16 protein-coding genes are annotated in these 18,537 nt (G+C 59.2%); 11 read left to right on the top strand and 5 right to left on the bottom strand.

Annotation, left to right across the window (positions count from 1 at the left end; genetic code table 11):
• Positions 1-6: 6 nt before the first annotated feature.
• Genes ACGJAX_RS08370 through ACGJAX_RS08385 form a run of 4 tightly spaced genes read left to right on the top strand, consistent with a single transcriptional unit; the run spans position 7 to position 4,410 of the window.
• Positions 7-1,440 carry a PIG-L family deacetylase gene (locus ACGJAX_RS08370; protein ID WP_390958348.1) on the top strand — a complete coding sequence of 478 codons (1,434 nt, stop codon included), beginning with the start codon at positions 7-9 and terminating at the stop codon, positions 1,438-1,440.
• A gap of 53 nt (positions 1,441-1,493) precedes the next feature.
• On the top strand, positions 1,494-2,378 hold the full coding sequence (locus ACGJAX_RS08375) for a DUF6625 family protein (RefSeq protein WP_390958350.1): 885 nt from the start codon (positions 1,494-1,496) through the stop codon (positions 2,376-2,378).
• A complete protein-coding gene (locus ACGJAX_RS08380; protein ID WP_248915303.1) occupies positions 2,375-3,529 on the top strand; it encodes a glycosyltransferase family 4 protein in 1,155 nt (384 codons plus the stop codon). The genes ACGJAX_RS08375 and ACGJAX_RS08380 overlap by 4 nt, the downstream gene beginning before the upstream one ends.
• On the top strand, positions 3,526-4,410 hold the full coding sequence (locus tag ACGJAX_RS08385; protein WP_390958352.1) for a glycosyltransferase: 885 nt from the start codon (positions 3,526-3,528) through the stop codon (positions 4,408-4,410). The genes ACGJAX_RS08380 and ACGJAX_RS08385 overlap by 4 nt, the downstream gene beginning before the upstream one ends.
• Positions 4,411-4,582: 172 nt before the next feature.
• Here the strand turns inward: ACGJAX_RS08385 and ACGJAX_RS08390 are convergent, their stop codons facing one another.
• A complete protein-coding gene (locus tag ACGJAX_RS08390; protein ID WP_390958354.1) occupies positions 4,583-6,448 on the bottom strand; it encodes an O-antigen ligase family protein in 1,866 nt (621 codons plus the stop codon).
• Between the two features lie 155 nt (positions 6,449-6,603).
• On the opposite strand from ACGJAX_RS08390, the gene msbA reads away from it, so the two are divergent.
• The 5 genes from msbA (at position 6,604) to ACGJAX_RS08415 (ending at position 12,785) form a co-directional block, all read left to right on the top strand.
• Complete coding sequence (msbA, locus tag ACGJAX_RS08395; protein WP_247258059.1) at positions 6,604-8,406, top strand: lipid A export permease/ATP-binding protein MsbA; 1,803 nt, start codon at positions 6,604-6,606, stop codon at positions 8,404-8,406.
• 286 nt (positions 8,407-8,692) lie between these two features.
• Positions 8,693-10,114, top strand: coding sequence for a bifunctional D-glycero-beta-D-manno-heptose-7-phosphate kinase/D-glycero-beta-D-manno-heptose 1-phosphate adenylyltransferase HldE (gene hldE, locus ACGJAX_RS08400; protein WP_390958356.1), 1,422 nt, complete (start codon positions 8,693-8,695; stop codon positions 10,112-10,114).
• 129 nt (positions 10,115-10,243) lie between these two features.
• On the top strand, positions 10,244-11,218 hold the full coding sequence (locus ACGJAX_RS08405) for a glycosyltransferase (RefSeq protein ID WP_390958357.1): 975 nt from the start codon (positions 10,244-10,246) through the stop codon (positions 11,216-11,218).
• A 3-nt stretch (positions 11,219-11,221) separates the two neighbouring features.
• Entirely contained in the window at positions 11,222-11,926 is a 705-nt protein-coding gene (locus ACGJAX_RS08410; protein ID WP_247258075.1) for a hypothetical protein, read from the top strand.
• Between the two features lie 58 nt (positions 11,927-11,984).
• The gene (locus tag ACGJAX_RS08415; RefSeq protein WP_390958359.1) at positions 11,985-12,785 is read left to right on the top strand and encodes a hypothetical protein; all 801 of its coding nucleotides are present in this window, start codon (positions 11,985-11,987) and stop codon (positions 12,783-12,785) included.
• A gap of 4 nt (positions 12,786-12,789) precedes the next feature.
• On the opposite strand, the gene ACGJAX_RS08420 is transcribed toward ACGJAX_RS08415, so the two are convergent.
• The 4 genes from ACGJAX_RS08420 to ACGJAX_RS08435 all read right to left on the bottom strand — a co-directional run bounded on the left by ACGJAX_RS08420 (position 12,790) and on the right by ACGJAX_RS08435 (position 16,219).
• Positions 12,790-13,755, bottom strand: coding sequence for a metal ABC transporter ATPase (locus tag ACGJAX_RS08420; protein WP_248915306.1), 966 nt, complete (start codon positions 13,753-13,755; stop codon positions 12,790-12,792).
• Between the two features lie 32 nt (positions 13,756-13,787).
• Positions 13,788-14,600 carry an aldo/keto reductase gene (locus ACGJAX_RS08425; RefSeq protein ID WP_390958362.1) on the bottom strand — a complete coding sequence of 271 codons (813 nt, stop codon included), beginning with the start codon at positions 14,598-14,600 and terminating at the stop codon, positions 13,788-13,790.
• Positions 14,597-15,772 (bottom strand): FAD-binding oxidoreductase, encoded by a 1,176-nt coding sequence (locus ACGJAX_RS08430; protein WP_247258064.1) that lies wholly within the window; start codon positions 15,770-15,772, stop codon positions 14,597-14,599. The genes ACGJAX_RS08425 and ACGJAX_RS08430 overlap by 4 nt, the downstream gene beginning before the upstream one ends.
• A gap of 114 nt (positions 15,773-15,886) precedes the next feature.
• Positions 15,887-16,219 (bottom strand): multidrug efflux SMR transporter, encoded by a 333-nt coding sequence (locus tag ACGJAX_RS08435; protein WP_007902582.1) that lies wholly within the window; start codon positions 16,217-16,219, stop codon positions 15,887-15,889.
• A 102-nt stretch (positions 16,220-16,321) separates the two neighbouring features.
• Between ACGJAX_RS08435 and ACGJAX_RS08440 the strand changes: the two genes are divergently transcribed.
• Together ACGJAX_RS08440 and waaA are read left to right on the top strand one after the other, a co-directional pair.
• On the top strand, positions 16,322-17,242 hold the full coding sequence (locus ACGJAX_RS08440; protein ID WP_090328438.1) for a LysR family transcriptional regulator: 921 nt from the start codon (positions 16,322-16,324) through the stop codon (positions 17,240-17,242).
• Positions 17,235-18,515, top strand: coding sequence for a lipid IV(A) 3-deoxy-D-manno-octulosonic acid transferase (waaA, locus tag ACGJAX_RS08445; protein WP_390958365.1), 1,281 nt, complete (start codon positions 17,235-17,237; stop codon positions 18,513-18,515). The genes ACGJAX_RS08440 and waaA overlap by 8 nt, the downstream gene beginning before the upstream one ends.
• Positions 18,516-18,537: the final 22 nt, after the last annotated feature.

Genomic DNA, 18,537 nt, shown 5'->3' on the forward strand with positions numbered 1-18,537 from the left:
CAACCCATGAGCCGCAAACAGCAACTGCTCAAGCGCCATCGGCGCAATAAACGCATCGGTCTGCTCATTGCCCTGGCGCTGTTGATCGCCAGCGGCTTCATGCTGACCTGGTGGTTGCCGCCGGTGCTCGCGGTGTTGGGCTGGATTGCCCACGAGGCCTGGTTTGCCGACCATCTGTTCTATTCGCCCAAAGATGATTACCAATACAACTTCCCGCCTTACACCCCGCAGCCCAAGGTTCATTTGACCGGGGAGCGCTTGCGGCTGGATGACGGTGTCATGCTGGTCGACGACGCGACGCTGGTGTTGGCGCTTCGGGTCAAGAGCACGTGGCTGGGGCGCTTTATCGATCCGGTGGTCGAGTTGTCGGGCGGCGATCACCCTGACCGGCAAACGTTCGAACGCGGGGTCAACGGCCTGCGCTATCTCAACTTGAGTGGGCAGGCGCAAGCGTTGTCGCGAGGTGAATTGCGTCTGCGTGGGCGTTTCTGCCGGCTGCTCGGCGAACCCGTGCTATGGGCCTTCGAACATCCGGATTATCGCCGCCAACGGGTGATGGTGATTGCGCCCCATGCCGATGATGCCGAGCTGGCCGCCTACGGTTTGTACAGTCAGGCCGACGAGACCTGGATCGTCACGCTCACCGCCGGTGAAATAGAAGCCGAGCACTATCAGCAGATCGGCCTGAACAAGGTCGAGGCGGCGCGCCTGAAAGGGCGGTTGCGGGCCTGGGACAGTATCGCCGTACCTCGTTGGGCCGGCGTGCCCGAAGCCCATTGCGTGCAACTGGGTTACTTCTGTCTGCAACTGGCGACCATGCAAGCTTCACCGGCTCAACCGGTGGGTTCACGGGACGCGGATATTGACGACACCCGATTGTTCCGCCATCTGAACCCCTTTGCCCTGCCTGGCGATGTGGACGGTTCGCCGACCTGGAACAATCTGCTGGCCGATCTGCGCGAACTGCTGCTGCGGGCGCGCCCTGAAGTTCTCGTCCTGCCGCACCCGACCCTCGATCCACACCCGGACCACATCTGCGCCCGGGAAGCTGTACTCGAAGCGCTGCGAGGGCTGGAGTGGCAGCCGACCACTGTGCTCGGTTACGCCAACCACCTGCACGACAACGATCGTTGGCCAATGGGTGATGCCGGTCACGGCATCGCACTGCCACCTTTTTTCGATTCGTCGGTGCCAATGCAGCCTTTCTGTTTGCCGATGTCACTGGAGCGGCAGCGTGACAAAGCCATGGCATTGGGGATGATGCATGATTTGCAGCCGCCGATGCCGTTAAAGCGACGCGTACGCCGGTTGATACAGTGGTTCCTGGCCAGTAGAGTTCCGCCCCTCTATGGCGAGAATGAATTCTTTCGCAAGGCGGTCAGACGCCAAGAATTATTCTGGTTACTGCAGCATGTTGAAGCATCCGTGAAGCAGAATTGACGTAGCACGCGGCCTGACATGGCGGCATTTCAAGCATTGACAGGTGAGTTTTTGTGATTAACCCATGCCCGCGTATTTTGTTCCTGATGCCTTATTTCGGGCGTTGGCCATCCTGGATGCCGTTTTTTCTGGAGAGCTGCCGTCGTAATCCCGACATCGACTGGTTGTTTTTCAGCGACTGCGGGATTCCTGAAAACTTACCGCCTAACGTCACCGTCGAGAACATGATGTTGAGCGACTATTGCGGGATCGTGTCCGAGCGCCTGGGCATCGACTTTGCGCCAAAACAGGCTTACAAGCTGTGCGACATCCGGCCGGCGTTTGGGCTTATTCATGCTGACCGCCTGCAGGGCTATGATTTCTGGGGTTATGGCGATATTGATCTGGTATACGGCGATCTGCGCAGCTACTTCACTGCGGATCGGCTTGCCTCCTACGATCTGTTCTCCACCCACGAGCGGCGAGTCGCCGGCCATCTTTGCCTGATCAGGAACACTGCCCGCAATCGTGAGTTGTTCAGGCAGATCAAGGACTGGAAAGCGCGGTTCGAAGATCAGAAGCATCATGCACTGGACGAGGGAGCATTCAGTCGCATCTTCCTCTGGCGCAAAAACTTCCCCAAGCCGTTGTTCAACCTGGTGGGCAAGTTCAACCCGTTGCGCCGACGCAGCGAATTCACCGAGGCATTCAGTACGCCCGGTGGTTGCATCAAGTGGCACGACGGCACGGAAAACTTTCCGCACAAATGGTATTGGCGCGATGGCTGTGTGAGTAATGATCGCGATGGCGATCGCCGGTTTCCGTATTTCCACTTTGTCTGCTGGAAGCGCAACGAATGGTCATCGTTGCCTGAACCCGATCCGGCCGAGGTCAAGCGCCTCGCCGCTGAATCCGCCTGGGTTATCGATGCGACTGGTTTTCACCGGGGAGAGTTATGAGCCAACGGTCAAAGGTTCTGCAATTGCAGCCGGACTACAACGTCAAGGCTCATGATTTTGCTGACCTCGCGGAGCAGATCGTCAAGGCTCTGCCGAGCGATCGCTATGAAGTGACAGCGGCGTTTTTGAGGGGCAAGCCCGGGCCGGGTGAGGCGGTGAGCCGTGCCGACCGATCAGTGTATTTCGAGTTTTCCGACAAGGCGCTCAAAGGCATGCGCCTGCGGGCCATGTGGCGGCTGTATCAGTTCTGCCGCAAAGAAAAATTCGACGTGGTGATCTGCAACCGTTTCAAGCCCGTGAACATGATGCTGGCACTCAATCGTTGGTTGAAGGTGCCATTGTGCATTGGCATCTCCCACGGATTTGGCGAGTACGACCGTTTCTATCGACGCCGCCAGACCCAGCGGCTGATTGATCGGCACTGGCGCTTTGTCGGCGTGTCACCGGCGGTCAAGCAGTATCTGCTCGACTGTGACTGCGGCTTCACCGACCAGAACACCTACGCCATTACCAATGCCATCGACATCGAGCAGGCAGAAGGCTTGCAGCACAGCCGTGAGCGCGCGCGCGAACTGTTGGGTATCGATCCATCGGTGCGATTGATTGGTGCGCTGGGGCGGTTGGTGCCGGTCAAGGGGCACACGTATCTTCTGCAAGCGTTTGCTGCCCTCAAGGACAAGTACCCGACCACTCAGTTGGCGATCATTGGTGCCGGGCGCGAACAGGCGCGCCTGGCCGCCGAGATCGAGCGCCTGGGCTTGAGCGGTCGCGCGCATTTGCTCGGTTTCAAGGAAAACGCCTTGCAGTACGTTCGCGCCTTTGACATCTGGACCATGCCGTCCCTGGCAGAGGGCCTGGGTCTGGCGCTGCTCGAAGGCATGAGCGGGCATCTGCCGGTGATTGCTTCGAACGTGCCGGCCATGCTGCCGTTGATCCAGGGTGCAGGCGGCCTGGCCATTACGCCGGCCGATGTGCCAACCCTGGTCGCGGCGCTGGATAATTACCTCGGACTGTCGGACGCAGCGCTCAAGGCCAAGGGTGAACAAGCTTATCGTTATCTCCAGGAACAACATGACATCGAGGTGTTCCGCCAGGAGTACCTGAATCTGATCGACTCTGGTTTGAGCCAGGCCCGGAAGGATCAGCCATGAGCGACGCTCAACCTCTCGTAACAGTCATCATTGCCTCGTATAACCACGGTCGCTATATCGAGGACAGCATCCTCAGTGTCCTCAATCAGAGCTACAAGAACATTGAGCTGTTGGTGGTCGATGATGGCTCTACCGATGACAGTGTCGAGCGTATCCAGGCTCTGCAGGCACAATACGGGTTCGATTTCCGGGTCCAGAAAAATCAGGGGCTGACCAATACCTTGAATGGCGCGATTGCCCGCTCACGGGGCAGCCTGATCGTGCCGTTCGGTTCCGATGACATCATGTTGCCCGAGCGCATCGCGATTCAGGTCGAGTACATGGATGGCAAGCCTGAAGTCGGGATTTGCGCCGGCAATATCGAGTTGATCGACGGCGACGGCAACCTCTATCCGGAGAAGCGTCAGCGTCGTGATGTGCCGTTCCGCCGTCTGGACTTCGATGACATGTTCCTGGAGCGCAAGCCCTATCCCCCGGCGCCGACCCTGATGATTCGTCGCGAAGCGCTGGACAAGGTTGGCGGGTTCGATCCGAACATTCGCCTGGAGGACTTGTTGATCGAGCTGAAGGTGACCCATGCGGGTTACTTCATCGATGGTTTGAGCGTGGTGATGGCGCGCTATCGCAAGCACGCCACCAACTCCTACAAGAATAACCGTTTCATGATCGACAACATCCTGCGTACCTACGCGCTCTTTAGCGATCATCCGTTGTACGACGAAGTGCGCTTTAAATTCCTGAGTTCCATGTTCCTGAAAACCGCCAGCCGTGATCGCAAGCTGGCCCGTGAGCTGCTGGCACAGATTCCGTTCAGGGCCTGGAACAAGAAAACCTGGCGTGGTCTGGGCCGCTTGTATTTCTCACCGCTGGAAAAAGACTGAGCCTCGGGTTGGGCTCGATCACTCTGAAGCGATGGCATTCAGGTATTGATTGAGGGGTGGATGAATCCACCCCAATGTCAGATATCCGCGCAAGCCATCAGTGCTGGAACGGCGGCTGTTGCCCTCATGTTCCATGCGGCGCGCGGCACAGGTGCCGCGCTCGTGATTTCATTTATTGTTGAGCCCGGACCGGGGAGTTTCCGGTCAGCACTTGTTTGTGCAGATTATCTGCGTCGGCTTGTGATGCCGTCGCAGCGTATCCCTTGAGCAGGTCTTCGAAATGTTCTTCGAACAACCAGCGCCGATCGACGGTGTAACGCTGCATATGACGCAAATTGCGCTGACGCAGGGACGAGCTCAATGAGGAAGGGTAGATGCGCATATCGGCCAGATCGATCAGGCCGAATTCACCGTCATCCATGACCAGCACATTGCCCAGGTGAAGAGAGCGGAAATAGACACCTTGCTCGTGCAGTTGCGCCATGAATTTGCCAAAACGTTCCACCAGTGCCTGGCGTACTGCCGGGGCGGTAATACCTTGCAAGACCTGGCGCAGCGTGTGCCCGGGCAAGGGGGTGTAGTGCACGGCGGTGCTGCCGTCTTCGAGCCGGTAAAGATCGAGGATTGGCGGTGTTGGAATGCCCATGGTGCGCAGTTGCACACTGTTGATGGCAAATCGTTGGGAATACGGGTTGAAACTGCCCGAGGTATACCAGCGGCGGCGCCGGAACAGTTTGAGGAAGCTACCGTCGACCAGGCGCAGGACCTTTGGACCCAAACCATCTTCTTCGATGACTTGCGCATTGGCGGTAAGCTTTTGCAGGGCGCCCGCTGTCAACGTTTTGATCGGCATGGCCAGCAAGCGTCTGGCCCGCTGGTTGATGCTCAAGGCGGCAATCAGGGCCAGGGGAATCCACAACAGGAACCAGTGCTCTTTTGGCCGGGAAATAATCCCTCCGCCTTCGGTCAGGCCCGCACCTATGCCGAATACCAGCCAGGTTGAAGCGATGATGAATAGCGGTTGCAGCCGGTAGCGCCAGCTGCACAGCAGGCCTTGAGCCTGGAAGAACAGCCAGGGTAACAAGCCGATAATGCCGACGTAGTAAAGCACGCCAAGGGCAAAGCTATGGGGCTCCGACAGGCTGTATCCGATGCCGGGGTCGAGGCTCAGGTCGGCGTTGAAGCCATGACCGATCCACGGGTGATCGGCAATTTTTTGCAGGGCCAATTGCCAGATTTCGAAGCGGTAGGAGTCGCCCCGTGCATTGATCATTTGCGAAAACATCACGGCAACGGCGGCACCGGTGACGAAGAGCGCGCCAAGCAAGGCAACGGAGCGCCGATTCCAGCAGATGAAACTCAGCCAGAGCGCAGCCAGTGTCAGCGCGACCAGAGGGGTTCTGGAGCCGGTCGCCATCACTGCGGCGAACATGACCGCCATTGCCGGGATGCTCAGCCACAGGATCTGATGACGCTTGCAAGTCATGCTCAAACTGAGCCAGTAGGTGCAGAAAAAGCCGAATATATGAGAGCTGAGCAGTGGGTTGTCGAAGGCGCCCCCGCCAATCAGGCGTATGCCTGGTTCATAGGTGCGGGCAAACATGTAAAGGTTGTAGACCGATGCGATCAACGCCACCATTGCTGCGCAGAACAGCAAAGGACGGATAATTTCGCTGCGAAAACGCACCAGCAGGTAGCACCCGGCGAACAGCATCAATGTGTGCAAGGGGGGGTTGAACTCACCGCCGATATCTTGTTCGCTTGGACCCCAGCACAGACTGACCAGCGCCCAGGCCACGAATAGCAGTGCCGCGATGAAGATCGGCTCATTCAGCAGTTCTTTGCCCGCCCGCGGGCGCAAGCACAGAGCTATCAGCGTTGGAATGCTGAACAGGCCATAAAAAAGTTTGTGAAGCACATTGCGCCCTGGGAGAAAAAACAGCGCGCAAAGCAGCAGTAAAAAACCGAGCGGCAGGATCCACAGGCAAATGAAATCGAAGACACGATTGGACGTTTTGTTCAGGCCGTTTAATTGCATGCTGAGTGATTCATTCCTGAGTTGAACGACCATTTTAAGGCTGAGGGGGCTGGGTAAGGGTTTCGGGGCGTCACAATACCAGTCTTTACGCGATTGCCAGAACCCTGAAGAAGCTGTGCTAAAGTCAGCGTCCTTTTTATCGACATTCGCGTGATATGACCGACTCCAGTCTCTCCGCAAGCCCATCGAGCTTGAAAATCTACTTCCGACTGCTCGGCTATGTCAGGCCGTACATCAGTCTTTTCCTGATCAGCATTGTTGGATTTCTGATTTTCGCTTCGACGCAGCCAATGCTGGGCTACATCCTCAAGTACTTCGTCGATGGCCTGTCCAACCCGGAAGCTGCGCTGTTCCCGACCGTGCCTTACCTGCGTGACCTGCAGCTGCTGCAGGCGGTGCCGTTGCTGATCATCCTGATCGCGGCGTGGCAGGGTTTGGGGTCTTATCTGGGCAACTACTTCCTGGCCAAGGTTTCCCTCGGGCTGGTCCATGACCTGCGAGTGCAGCTGTTCAACAACCTGCTGGTGCTGCCTAACCGGTACTTCGACAAGCATAACTCGGGTCATCTGATTTCACGTATCACCTTCAACGTAACCATGGTCACGGGGGCGGCTACAGATGCGATCAAGGTCGTAATCCGTGAGGGCATGACGGTCATCTTCCTGTTTGCCTCTTTGCTGTTCATGAACTGGCGCTTGACCCTGGTCATGGTCGCCATCCTGCCGCTGATCGCGCTGATGGTGCGTACGGCGAGCAAGAAATTCCGTAAACAGAGCAAGAAGATCCAGTTGGCCATGGGCGATGTGACGCACGTGGCCTCGGAAACCATCCAGGGCTATCGCGTTGTTCGCAGTTTCGGTGGCGAGGTTTACGAGCAAAAGCGTTTCTTCGAAGCCAGTCAGGGTAACACCGACAAGCAACTGCGCATGACCCGAACCGGCGCCATCTATACGCCGTTGCTGCAACTGGTGATCTACACCGCCATGGCATCGCTGATGTTCCTGGTGCTGTTACTGCGTGGCGATGCGTCTGCCGGTGACATGGTTGCCTATATCACGCTGGCTGGCCTTCTGCCCAAACCCATCCGTCAATTGTCCGAAGTCAGTTCGACCATCCAGAAGGGTGTGGCAGGTGCCGAGAGCATCTTCGAACAACTGGATGTCGAGCCCGAAGTCGACACCGGCACCATTGAGCGTGATGTTGTCAGCGGTCGTCTGGACGTGCGTAACCTCAGCTTCACCTACCCGGACACCGAGCGTCAGGTGCTCGATGACATCAGTTTCTCGGTAGAGCCGGGACAAATGGTGGCGCTGGTAGGACGTTCCGGCAGTGGCAAATCGACGCTGGCCAACCTGATCCCGCGTTTCTATCACCACGACAAGGGTCAAATCCTCATCGACGGCGTTGAGGTGGAAGAATACAAACTGCTGAACTTGCGCAAGCACATCGCCCAGGTGACTCAGCATGTGACGCTGTTCAGCGACACCGTGGCCAACAACATTGCCTATGGCGATTTGGCCGGCGCGCCTCGTGAAGATATCGAGAAAGCCGCGAGAGACGCCTACGCGATGGATTTCATCCAGCAGTTACCCGAGGGGCTTGATACCCAGGTTGGTGAAAACGGCGTATTGCTGTCCGGCGGCCAGCGGCAGCGTCTGGCGATTGCGCGGGCACTGTTGAAGAATGCGCCTTTGCTGATTCTCGATGAGGCCACGTCGGCGCTTGATACCGAGTCCGAGCGCCATATTCAGGCCGCGCTGGATCAAGTGATGAAAGGCCGTACCACGCTGGTGATCGCTCACCGGTTGTCGACCATCGAGAAGGCTGACCTGATCCTGGTCATGGATCAGGGGAAAATCGTCGAGCGTGGCACCCATGCGCAACTGCTGGCGCAAAATGGCTACTACTCGCGCCTGAATGCCCTGGGCCTCGATGCCCCGGCGCAAGACATCGCTTGATACCGGCAAGAGGGTGAGCAAGGCTCACCCTCTTGCACATCGGGCGCGCAATGCACTCGGTGCCATGTATCCAAAGCTTTACGTTTCTTGACCAAGCCGGAATAAATCTCGACAACGCATTTGTTAAGGTTCCTGAACGAAGGACGCCTGCAAGCGCCCATTAGAGATATTGCTCAAAAAATGAGCAAAGAAACCTGCTACATGATCCGGTTGCAGCCGCCGCACAAGCCCATGCCCACCCTGTGTTAATATCGCCCCCCTGTTCATTTTGTATGTGGGTTGCTCCATGAAGTTGTCCATGCCGCGATTCGATCAAGCCCCTGTCTTGGTGGTCGGCGATGTCATGCTCGACCGTTACTGGCATGGTGGTACCTCACGGATTTCCCCTGAGGCACCCGTACCGGTCGTCAAGGTCGAGCACATCGAGGACCGCCCGGGCGGTGCCGCCAACGTTGCGTTGAACATTGCCGCCCTCGGCGCGCCGGCCTCGCTGGTTGGCGTGACGGGCGACGATGAAGCCGCCGACAGCCTGGTCAATAGCCTCAAGGGTGCAGGCGTGCGCGCGCTGTTCCAGCGCATTGCGCACCAGCCGACCATCGTCAAGCTGCGGGTCATGAGCCGTCACCAGCAATTGCTGCGTATCGACTTCGAAGAACCGTTTGCCACCGACGCCATGGCGCTGGCGGTGCAAGTCGATGAATTGCTCGAAGGCATCAAGGTGCTGGTGCTGTCCGACTACGGCAAAGGCGCGCTGAAGAACCATCAGGTGCTGATCCAGGCGGCCCGTGCCCGCGGCATTCCGGTGCTGGCGGATCCCAAGGGCAAGGATTTCTCGATCTACCGGGGCGCGAGTCTGATCACGCCAAACCTCAGCGAGTTCGAAACCATCGTCGGCGGCTGCGCCGATGAGCACGAGTTGGTGAGCAAGGGCGGGAAGTTGATGCACGATCTCGAACTCGGCGCCTTGCTGGTGACCCGTGGCGAACACGGCATGACCCTGCTGCGTCCGGATCATCCGGCGTTGCACCTGCCGGCCCGGGCCCGTGAAGTGTTCGACGTGACCGGTGCCGGCGATACGGTGATTTCCACCCTGGCCGCGGCGATTGCCGCTGGCGAAGAGCTTCCGCATGCGGTCGGCCTGGCCAACCTGGCGGCGGGTATCGTGGTCGGAAAACTCGGTACGGCAGCCATCAGTGCCCCGGAACTGCGTCGCGCCATCCAGCGTGAGGAGGGCTCGGAGCGAGGTGTGCTCGGCCTCGAGCAACTGCTGCTGGCGGTCGACGATGCCCGTGCTCACAACGAAAGGATCGTGTTTACCAATGGCTGCTTCGACATCCTGCATGCCGGCCATGTGACCTACCTGGAACAGGCGCGGGCGCAGGGCGATCGCCTGATCGTGGCGGTCAACGACGATGCGTCGGTCAGCCGCCTGAAAGGGCCGGGCCGTCCGATCAACAGTGTCGACCGGCGCATGGCTGTGCTGGCCGGGTTGGGGGCAGTGGACTGGGTGATCAGCTTCCCTGAAGGCACGCCGGAAAACCTGTTGCGCGAGGTCAAGCCGGATGTACTGGTAAAGGGCGGGGACTATGGGATCGACCAGGTGGTCGGTGCGGACATCGTGACTGCTTACGGCGGCGCCGTGAAAGTGCTTGGGCTTGTGGAAAACAGCTCCACTACCGCGATTGTCGAAAAAATCCGCAGTCGTTGATGAAATGAATGCCTATCGTTATGTTCTGCGTGTAAGCGGATTTTGCCTTGGGGAGCTGAATGTTTCCGTTGATGTGGCAGGTTTGAATCGAATGCGCTTGCCTGCCTGCGTCGTGTGGTCAATAAACCTATGAAAGTAATGCTTCTGGTGATGGGCGAGCAGCGAGTCATTCTCGACCGGCTCTACGACATCGTGCAGCAAAACTGTGATGAATGTTTCATCTACCGGTTGAGCAAGCAGCAACAGATGAATCTGGGCTCGTTTCTGGCCTCGGTCAATTACCAGACATTCGATCGCGTGGTGATCTTTTCCCGGGTCAAGCGCCTGGCTCCGCAACTGCGGGTGCTCAAGTGCATTTCCGGGTTGGTCTTTCTTGAGCATGACGCCTACCAGAATTACATGCCCGAAAGTAAATACCGTGGCGTGTATTCGCGTCTCTACCGCCGTCTCCCGAGTTGTCGGGCGCTGGTGTCCGGTGCTGTGGTCGCTCGCAAGATGCTGGCCGAAGGCATCGATACGGTGTTTGTCTCCAAGGGGTACGACGAGCAGATGCTGCGCAACACCGGAGCCGTGCGGGACATTCCCATCGGTTTTCTTGGCAGCCTGAAAAGTACTGAATACACGCGGCGCAAAGCGCTGCTTGAGTCGCTTTCGCAGCGCACCGGCATGTTGGTGACGCGAACGAAATCGGGCTCGGAATATCTGGAAACGCTCAATCGCATCAAGATTTTCGTCAGCGCCGATATCGGCATGAACGAGTTCATGATCAAGAACTTTGAAGCCATGGCCTGCGGTTGCGTGCTGTTGGCATGGAGCCAGGGCGAAGAAGACCAGTTGCTCGGCTTCGAAGATATGCACAACACCGTGTTTTATCGTAGCGAAGACGAGGCGGTGGAAAAGATCAAAATGCTGCAGGATGACCCGCAACTGGCGGAGCGTATCGCACGCAATGGTCAGGAATTTGCGCAAAGCCGCTATTCCTTTGCCCGCGTTGGCCAGGCACTCGCCACTGAAATCCAGCGCGAGATGCGCCCTTGGCAGCCGCCTTCGGCGTTCACACGGTTCTGGGTGAGGCTGCGTTACGGAATGAAGGTGCCAGTCTGAATGATGGAGCATGAGTCGCCGCAAACCATTGAACAAATGGCACTGGATGCGCTGCCTGGCGGTGACCAGTCGGTTCTGGGGGCGTTGCCTGAGGCGTTCCGGGAGTGCCTTGGCCGCGCGGCTCGGGTCGTACTGATTGCCAACAACCCGGCCATCAGCGCGGCGGATTTTCAGGCACTGAACATTGGCGTCGATGACGTTGTCGTCAGCTTCAATACCTGCATCAAGGCGTCGCTGCTCAATGAGCAGAGCGTGAATGTCTTCGTACATGGCTACAACGCGCCGGATGCCTATTTTTTCGGTCTGCCCTGCGCAGCGGACGTGCAACGACTGTTCGAGCAGACGAACGAGCGCTGTTTCAGCATGCTGGTTGGGTGTGCTGCACCGATGTGTCCGTTGCCACGGGTGGCCATGTACCGGGATCGCATTCCACTGCCGCCGCTTTGGAATTACCCGGTCGACCGGCCGGGTGGCAAGCGTTACGTCGGGCCCTCCACCGGTTTCAACGCGCTGGTGCTGTTCGACTGGTTGCGCTGCCACGCCGGTTATACCTATCAGCTCATGACCCTGGGTTTTTCCAACGAAGCAGGAAATCTTTGGGGGGGGCACGCCTGGGATTATGAGCGCGACTGGTTGCAGAAGTCAGACGTCATTGTGGTGCCTCTGCAACCCCGTCGCTGGTGGCAGGCGCTGTTTCGGCGAAGATGAGTGGCACCGCCATTCCGATTGCAAACGGGCCACAAATACTTTCAAAAGGTGCTGTTGAGTGTTGAAAATTGCAGTGGCTTTTTTCGGGATCCCGAGAAATTCGCAGATTTGCTTCCCTTCCATCGAGCAGTGCGTGCTGAAACAGTTGCCTGCTGGCAGCGACATAAAGTGCTTTTATCACTTATACAAAATCGATGAAGTACAGAACGCGCGGTCCGGCGAGAAAGGCGAGCTGGCTGCGGACAACTACCAGCCGTTCGAGCCGATGACCGGAGAGCTTACTTCCACTGAAGGCGTGCTGGAGCGCTGGAATTTCGAGCAGGTCAAGGCAATGGGCGATACCTGGGCCGATGATTATGCGTCGCTGCGCAATCTGATCTATCAGCTTCACTCACTGCACACCGTCACCACGATGATCGAATCCTTCAATCCGGATTTCGTTGTGTTCGTGCGACCGGACAATTTCTTCCACACCGAGCTGCCTGGCTATGTGTTCAATCATCCGCAGGCCCGGCGGCACAATGCCTACATTCCGGACTGGCAGTGGTGGGGTGGAGTGAACGACCGCTTCGCCATTTGCGGACGCGACACTTATGTCGCATACGGCAAGCGGATCGAGCGCATCTTCGATTTCTGCAAGGCAACGGGAAGGAAGTTGCATTCCGAGCGTTTGCTCAAATATGCACTGCAACAGGCCGGCGCCAAGGTTTGCACGCTGAAGACCCAGGCTTCTCGCGTTCGAATCACCGGCGTATTCGCCGAAGAATCGTTCTCTCCCAAGCGCGGCATGGGCAAGCGCGAAAACCGTTACTTCCATGTCTTCGCCACCTTGCGCACGTGGATGGATCGCAGGCGTTAGTCCGCTATTTGCTCACGCGCTCCTTTCCCAGACCGACCAGCCGTAGCGCCTTGAGGCTTAATTGCTTGAGGCCTGGGCGAGGGGGCTTCGCCGGTTGTAATCCCTGTTGCACTAACCAGTCTTTCCAGCGAATCCGCTCTTCACGTACGACCCAGCCCTCCTGGGTCGCAAAGCTTTCAGCGAGGTAAAGTCCCCGGGTGCTGGCCGGCAGGAGTTTGTCACGCTTGAGGGTGTACAGTTCGGCAAGTGGTGCACCATCCTTGAGCGGCATCAAGTACAGGTCGGGGCGTTTACGGTCGAGCCGCGCAATCAGCTGATTACCTTCCAGGCGTTCATCGACGTGGAACAGGCTCAGGGATTTTGCTTCCTTGGGTACGTCCAGTCGCAGGTCGTAGATCAATTGCAGCGACGCAGTCGGCAAATGCACATAGGCTCGCGGACGTTCCAGCAATTGCAGATTGGCGCAACGCACCGGTCGCGCCGAGCCGGACAAAGGCGTCAGGCGAAATGGCAGGGCCTCGCGATAATGCAGTGCCGAGGAGTAGGGCGCCGGCAGCCAGGTATCATTGAAGCGCCCGCCTAGCCAGCCTTCCGGGGTCTCCAGCAAACACTCTTCGGCGATCTCTTGAATGGCCGTGTGGAGCGGGATATTGAGTTCATGGGCGGGTACGTACCCGGAAATCAACTTGAGTACCACATCGCCGCGATCTTGCCGACGCTGGCGTACCAGAACCCAATAATCGCGATTCTGCCAATGCAGGGTAAGGCGCACTGACACTCCAAGGTTCGCCAGTTCCAGCGAAAAGCGCTCGGCCTCCGCCACGCTGACCGGTTTGCGACGTTGCAAGGTCTGCGCGAAGTTCAGAGGCATGCCGACACTCTGGTAGGTCAGGCCTTCGGGAGTCGCTTCGACGAATAACGGCAGGGTCTTGAAGTTGCTCGGGTTCTTTCTTATGAGCGTACGCGGCATGTCGGCTCCTGCTTAAGGCCGCGTGGGCGGCATCAGTTGCTACGTAGGACCTGGGCAACGGTCGCGACGTTGTGGGCGAGGTGCAGCGGATTGATGGTCCCGACAATAGCACTGGCAACACCCGGATGTTCAAACAGCAATTCGAAACTGGCGCGCACCGGGTCCACGCCCGGGCTCAGGCATACGTGACCGCTGGCGAGGGCTTTTTTGACCAGAATGGCTTTGCCGTGAGCAGCAGCATAGTCAATGACGGCTTTTTCGCTTTGCTCGTTCAGATTGTAGGTGACCATCGCGCAATCGCCTTGCTCCAGAGCCTTCAAGCCGCCGTCGACGGTTTTGCCGGAAAAGCCGAACCCGCGAATCTTGCCCTCGGTCTTGAGAGCGGCGAGGGTTGCATAGACTTCGCAGTCGTTGAGGATTGCCAGGTCATTGCCGTCGGAGTGCACCAGCACCAGGTCGATAAAATCGGTTTCCAGACGCTGCAGGCTACGTTCTACTGAGAACCGGGTGTGTGCGGCGCTGAAGTCGTGGCGCGACAGGCCGTCGGCAAATTCTTCGCCGACCTTGCTGACAATCACCCAATCCTGACGCTGGCCGCGCAGCAAAGGGCCGAGACGCTCCTCGCTGCGGCCATAAGCCGGAGCGGTGTCGATCAGGTTGATACCCAGGTCCCGGGTCAGCTTGAGCAGCATGCGCGCTTCGTCGTCGTCAGGAATCTGGAAGCCGTTGGGGTATTTCACCCCTTGATCGCGGCCCAGTTTCACCGTACCCAGGCCCAACGGCGACACCAGCAGGCCGGTGCTGCCCAGGGGGCGATGCAGGTCATGCAGGGTGGGTTGGCTCATGGCAGCAGTTGCTCCCACGCCGGAACGCCCATTGGCGGCTTTGGCAATTGGGGTAGTGGCGCCACCGGGCCCGGTTGAATGCCATCGCGGGCAAGGCTTGCCAGTACCCGGTCGGCGAAGTCCGGCGCCAGCGCCAGCTTGGTAGGCCAGCCCACCAGCAGTCGGCCCTCTTCGGCGAGAAACGCGTTGTCAGGGCGGGTCAGTCCCGATTGCAGCGGTTCGGCGCGATCCACGCGCAAGGTCGCCCATTGCACGGTGCTCAGGTCGATCCATGGCAACAACTGGCCGAGTTCTTTCTGCGCGGTGGCGATCTGCTCCGCAGGCTCACGGTTGACGCCCTCGGTTTCGGCGATATCGCCGCCCAGATACCAGACCCATTGGCCATCGGCGGCCGGGTGTGTGGTGACGGTAATGCGCGGCTTGGTGCCACCGCCCAGGCAGTGGGCGTACAGCGGTTTGAGGCTCGGGCCCTTGGCGATGATCATGTGCAACGGCCGCCGCTGCATGGCAGGCTGGCTCAGGCCCAGCGCTTCGAGCAGGGCTGCGGTCCCGGCGCCGGCGCTCAAGACAATGCGTTGGGCGCGGATCTCGCGCTCGTCCACCTTCAGGCCAACCAACACACCCGCTTCAAGCAGCGGCTCGATCTTCTGGCCGGCGAGCAAGCCATCGCCCGCCAGATCAGCCAGGCGCTGGATCAGGCTCGGCACATCGATCACCAGTTCCGCCAGGCGATAGACTTTGCCCTTGAAGCGCTTGTCCTGAAGGGCGGGTGGCAGTTGGTCGCCCTTGACCTGATCGACACGACCGCGCACGGCTTTGCTGGCGAAGAAGCTGGTGAGGTTGCCGGCGATCGTCCCCGGAGACCACAGGTAGTGCGCTTCGGACAGCAGGCGCACGCCGGACAAGTCCAGTTCGCCGTCGCCGGCCAGAGCCTCACGCCAGCGGCGGGGCATGTCGGCGATGGCTTCCGAAGCACCGGTCAGCGCGCCATGCAGTGCGTACTTGGCGCCGCCGTGGATGATGCCCTGGGACTTCACGCTTTGCCCGCCACCGAGACTGGCGCTTTCCACCAGTACGGTCGAAAAACCCTGGCGGCGCAGGCGCGCATTCAGCCAGAGGCCGGCGACACCGGCGCCGACAATCAGAACGTCGGTGGAAATAACGGATGGCATGCGGCGACCTCAGTGTTCAAGACGAGGGCGCAGTATACAGGCTCAAAGATTGGAGGGGCTGATGCACCTGTGGGAGCGAGCTTGCTCGCTCCCACTGTGGATTGTGCGCGGATTTTAATGCCCGGCAGTCTTGGAGAAGAGCTGGATGACAACAACGCCCAACACGATCAGCGCCATCCCCAGCATCGCCGGCACATCCAGCTTCTGCCCATAGATAAACAGCGCCGCCACGCTGACCATCACGATCCCCATGCCGGCCCAGACCGCGTACGCGACACCCACCGGCACGCTACGGACCACCAGGGTCAGCATCCAGAAGGCAATTCCGTAACCGACGATCACCAGCAGCAGTGGCAATGGGGTGCTGATGCCTTTGACCGCTTTCATCGAAACGGTGGCAATCACTTCGGCGCAGATGGCAATGGCCAGGTAGTAGTAAGCGGTCATGGGTCGATCCTCGTATGAAGTGTTGCTTTGTGAGGTGGCATTCTAGAGATTCGTCAGATGCGGTAAAGTCATTACCTATCTGCTATGGAGATGGGTTGAGACATGAGCATGCAATGGAATCTGGAGCAGCTGCGTTTGTTCGTGAGCGTAGCGGAGCAACGTTCGTTTTCTGCCGTGGCCCGGGATCAGCGCAAGGCGCAGTCGGCGGTCAGCAGTTCGATCGCGTTGCTGGAGGAAGACCTGGGCGTCAGCCTGTTCGACCGCAGCAGTGGCCGACAGCCCAAACTCACCGAAGCCGGCAATGCCTTGCTGGAAGAAGCGCGGGAAGTGCTGCGTCAGTGTGAGCGCCTCAATGGCCGGGCACTGGCGATGATGCGTGGACAGGAGGCGCGTCTGCGCCTGGCTCAGGATGAGGCCATGCCTTACCAGCCAGTCATCGAAAGCTTCGAAGCGCTGGCTGAACGCTTTCCCAGCCTGGAAGTGCAATTGACCAGTGCAGCCCAGGGCGAGGTGGCGCGCAAATTGGTGGAGCGTCGCGCCGATCTGGGCTTGTTGTTCTTTCACGACCAGATCCCCGAAGCGCTGGAACGCCGAGTGCTCGGTAGCGTGGAAATGGTCACCGTATGCGGCGTCGACCATCCGCTGGCGAAGCAGGCCCAGGTTGATTGCCAGGCGCTGGCACAGCATCGCCAATTGCTGATGTCGACTCAGTCCAGCGTCTACCCCGGCAGTGAGCCGGCCAGCCCGCAAGTCTGGCGGGCCGACAGTTTTTACGTGATGGCTGAATGGCTGGTGCGTGGCCTCGGCTGGGCCTGGTTGCCGCGCCACGTGGTGCAGTACCCGACCTATCAGGGGCAAATGGTCGAGTTGAGTAGCGAGTGGACCCCGCCGGCACTGGTGGTGGAACTGGTCTGGCGCCGCGATGAACCCCTCGGACCGGCGGCGCGCTGGCTGGCGGAACGTTTTGCCGTGCACTTGCAGGCGATCGGCGAAAAACCCGATAAACTCCGCCGCCATGAATAGAACTCTGTATACCGCGCTGTTTTATCTGGGGCTGCCAGTGGTAGCGATTCGGCTATGGCTGCGTGCGCGCAAGGCGCCAGCCTATGCCAAACGCATCGGTGAGCGATTCTCCTATGGGATGCCGACGATGCAGCCGGGTGGCCTCTGGGTGCATGCGGTGTCTGTGGGCGAGAGCATTGCCGCCGCGCCGATGATTCGCGCGCTGCTGCAACGTTATCCACAACTGCCGATGACCGTCACCTGCATGACCCCTACCGGCTCGGAGCGCATCCAGGCGATGTTTGCCAATGAGCCGCGCATCCAGCACTGCTATTTGCCCTATGACTTGCCGTGCGCCGCCCGGCGCTTCCTTGATCGGGTCCAGCCAAGACTGGCGGTGATCATGGAGACAGAACTGTGGCCCAACCATATCCATGAATGCGCCAAACGCGGTATTCCCGTGGCGTTGGCCAATGCACGCCTGTCCGAGCGCTCGGCGAAAGGCTATGGACGCTTTGCCAGACTGACCGGCCCGATGCTTGCCGAAATGAGCCTGTTCGCGGTGCAGACCGAAGCCGAGGCCCAGCGCTTTCGCGATTTGGGCGCGCGGGCGGAAACCGTTGAAGTCACCGGCTCAATCAAGTTCGACCTGACCATCGACCCGCAACTGTTGCAGCGCGCTGCCGAACTGCGCGCTCAATGGCAGGCACAGGAGCGCCCGGTGTGGATCGCGGCGAGTACCCACGAGGGTGAAGACGAGGTGGTGCTGGCGGCCCATCGTCAGTTGCTGGCGAGCCATCCCGATGCCTTGCTGATTCTGGTGCCGCGCCATCCCGAGCGTTTCAACGCGGTGTTCGAGTTGTGCCGACAGCAGGGATTTGCCACGGTCCGTCGCTCCACGGGCGAGCCGGTCACCGCCGCGACGTCGGTGTTGCTGGGCGACACCATGGGTGAGTTGCTGTTTCTCTATGCCTTGGCCGACAGTGCCTTCGTCGGTGGCAGCCTGGTGCCCAATGGCGGGCACAACCTGCTGGAACCGGCGGCGCTGGCCAAGCCAGTGTTGAGTGGTCCGCACCTGTTCAACTTCCTCGACATCGCCGCGCAGTTACGCAGTGCCGGGGCGTTGCAGGAAGTGGAGGATGCCGAAGGCTTGGCGCTGGCGGTGCAGCGTCTGTTCGAATTGCCCAGGGATGCGCAGCGGATGGCGGAGGCGGGGTTGAAGGTGATGCGCAGCAATCAAGGCGCATTGCAGCGGTTGCTGGATGGGTTGGGGCGGTTGATTGAGCGATCCTGAGACTGCCAATGATCCAGTGTGG

It is taken from the genome of Pseudomonas moorei (assembly GCF_042846945.1).
In the GTDB taxonomy this organism is placed as follows: domain Bacteria; phylum Pseudomonadota; class Gammaproteobacteria; order Pseudomonadales; family Pseudomonadaceae; genus Aquipseudomonas; species Aquipseudomonas moorei.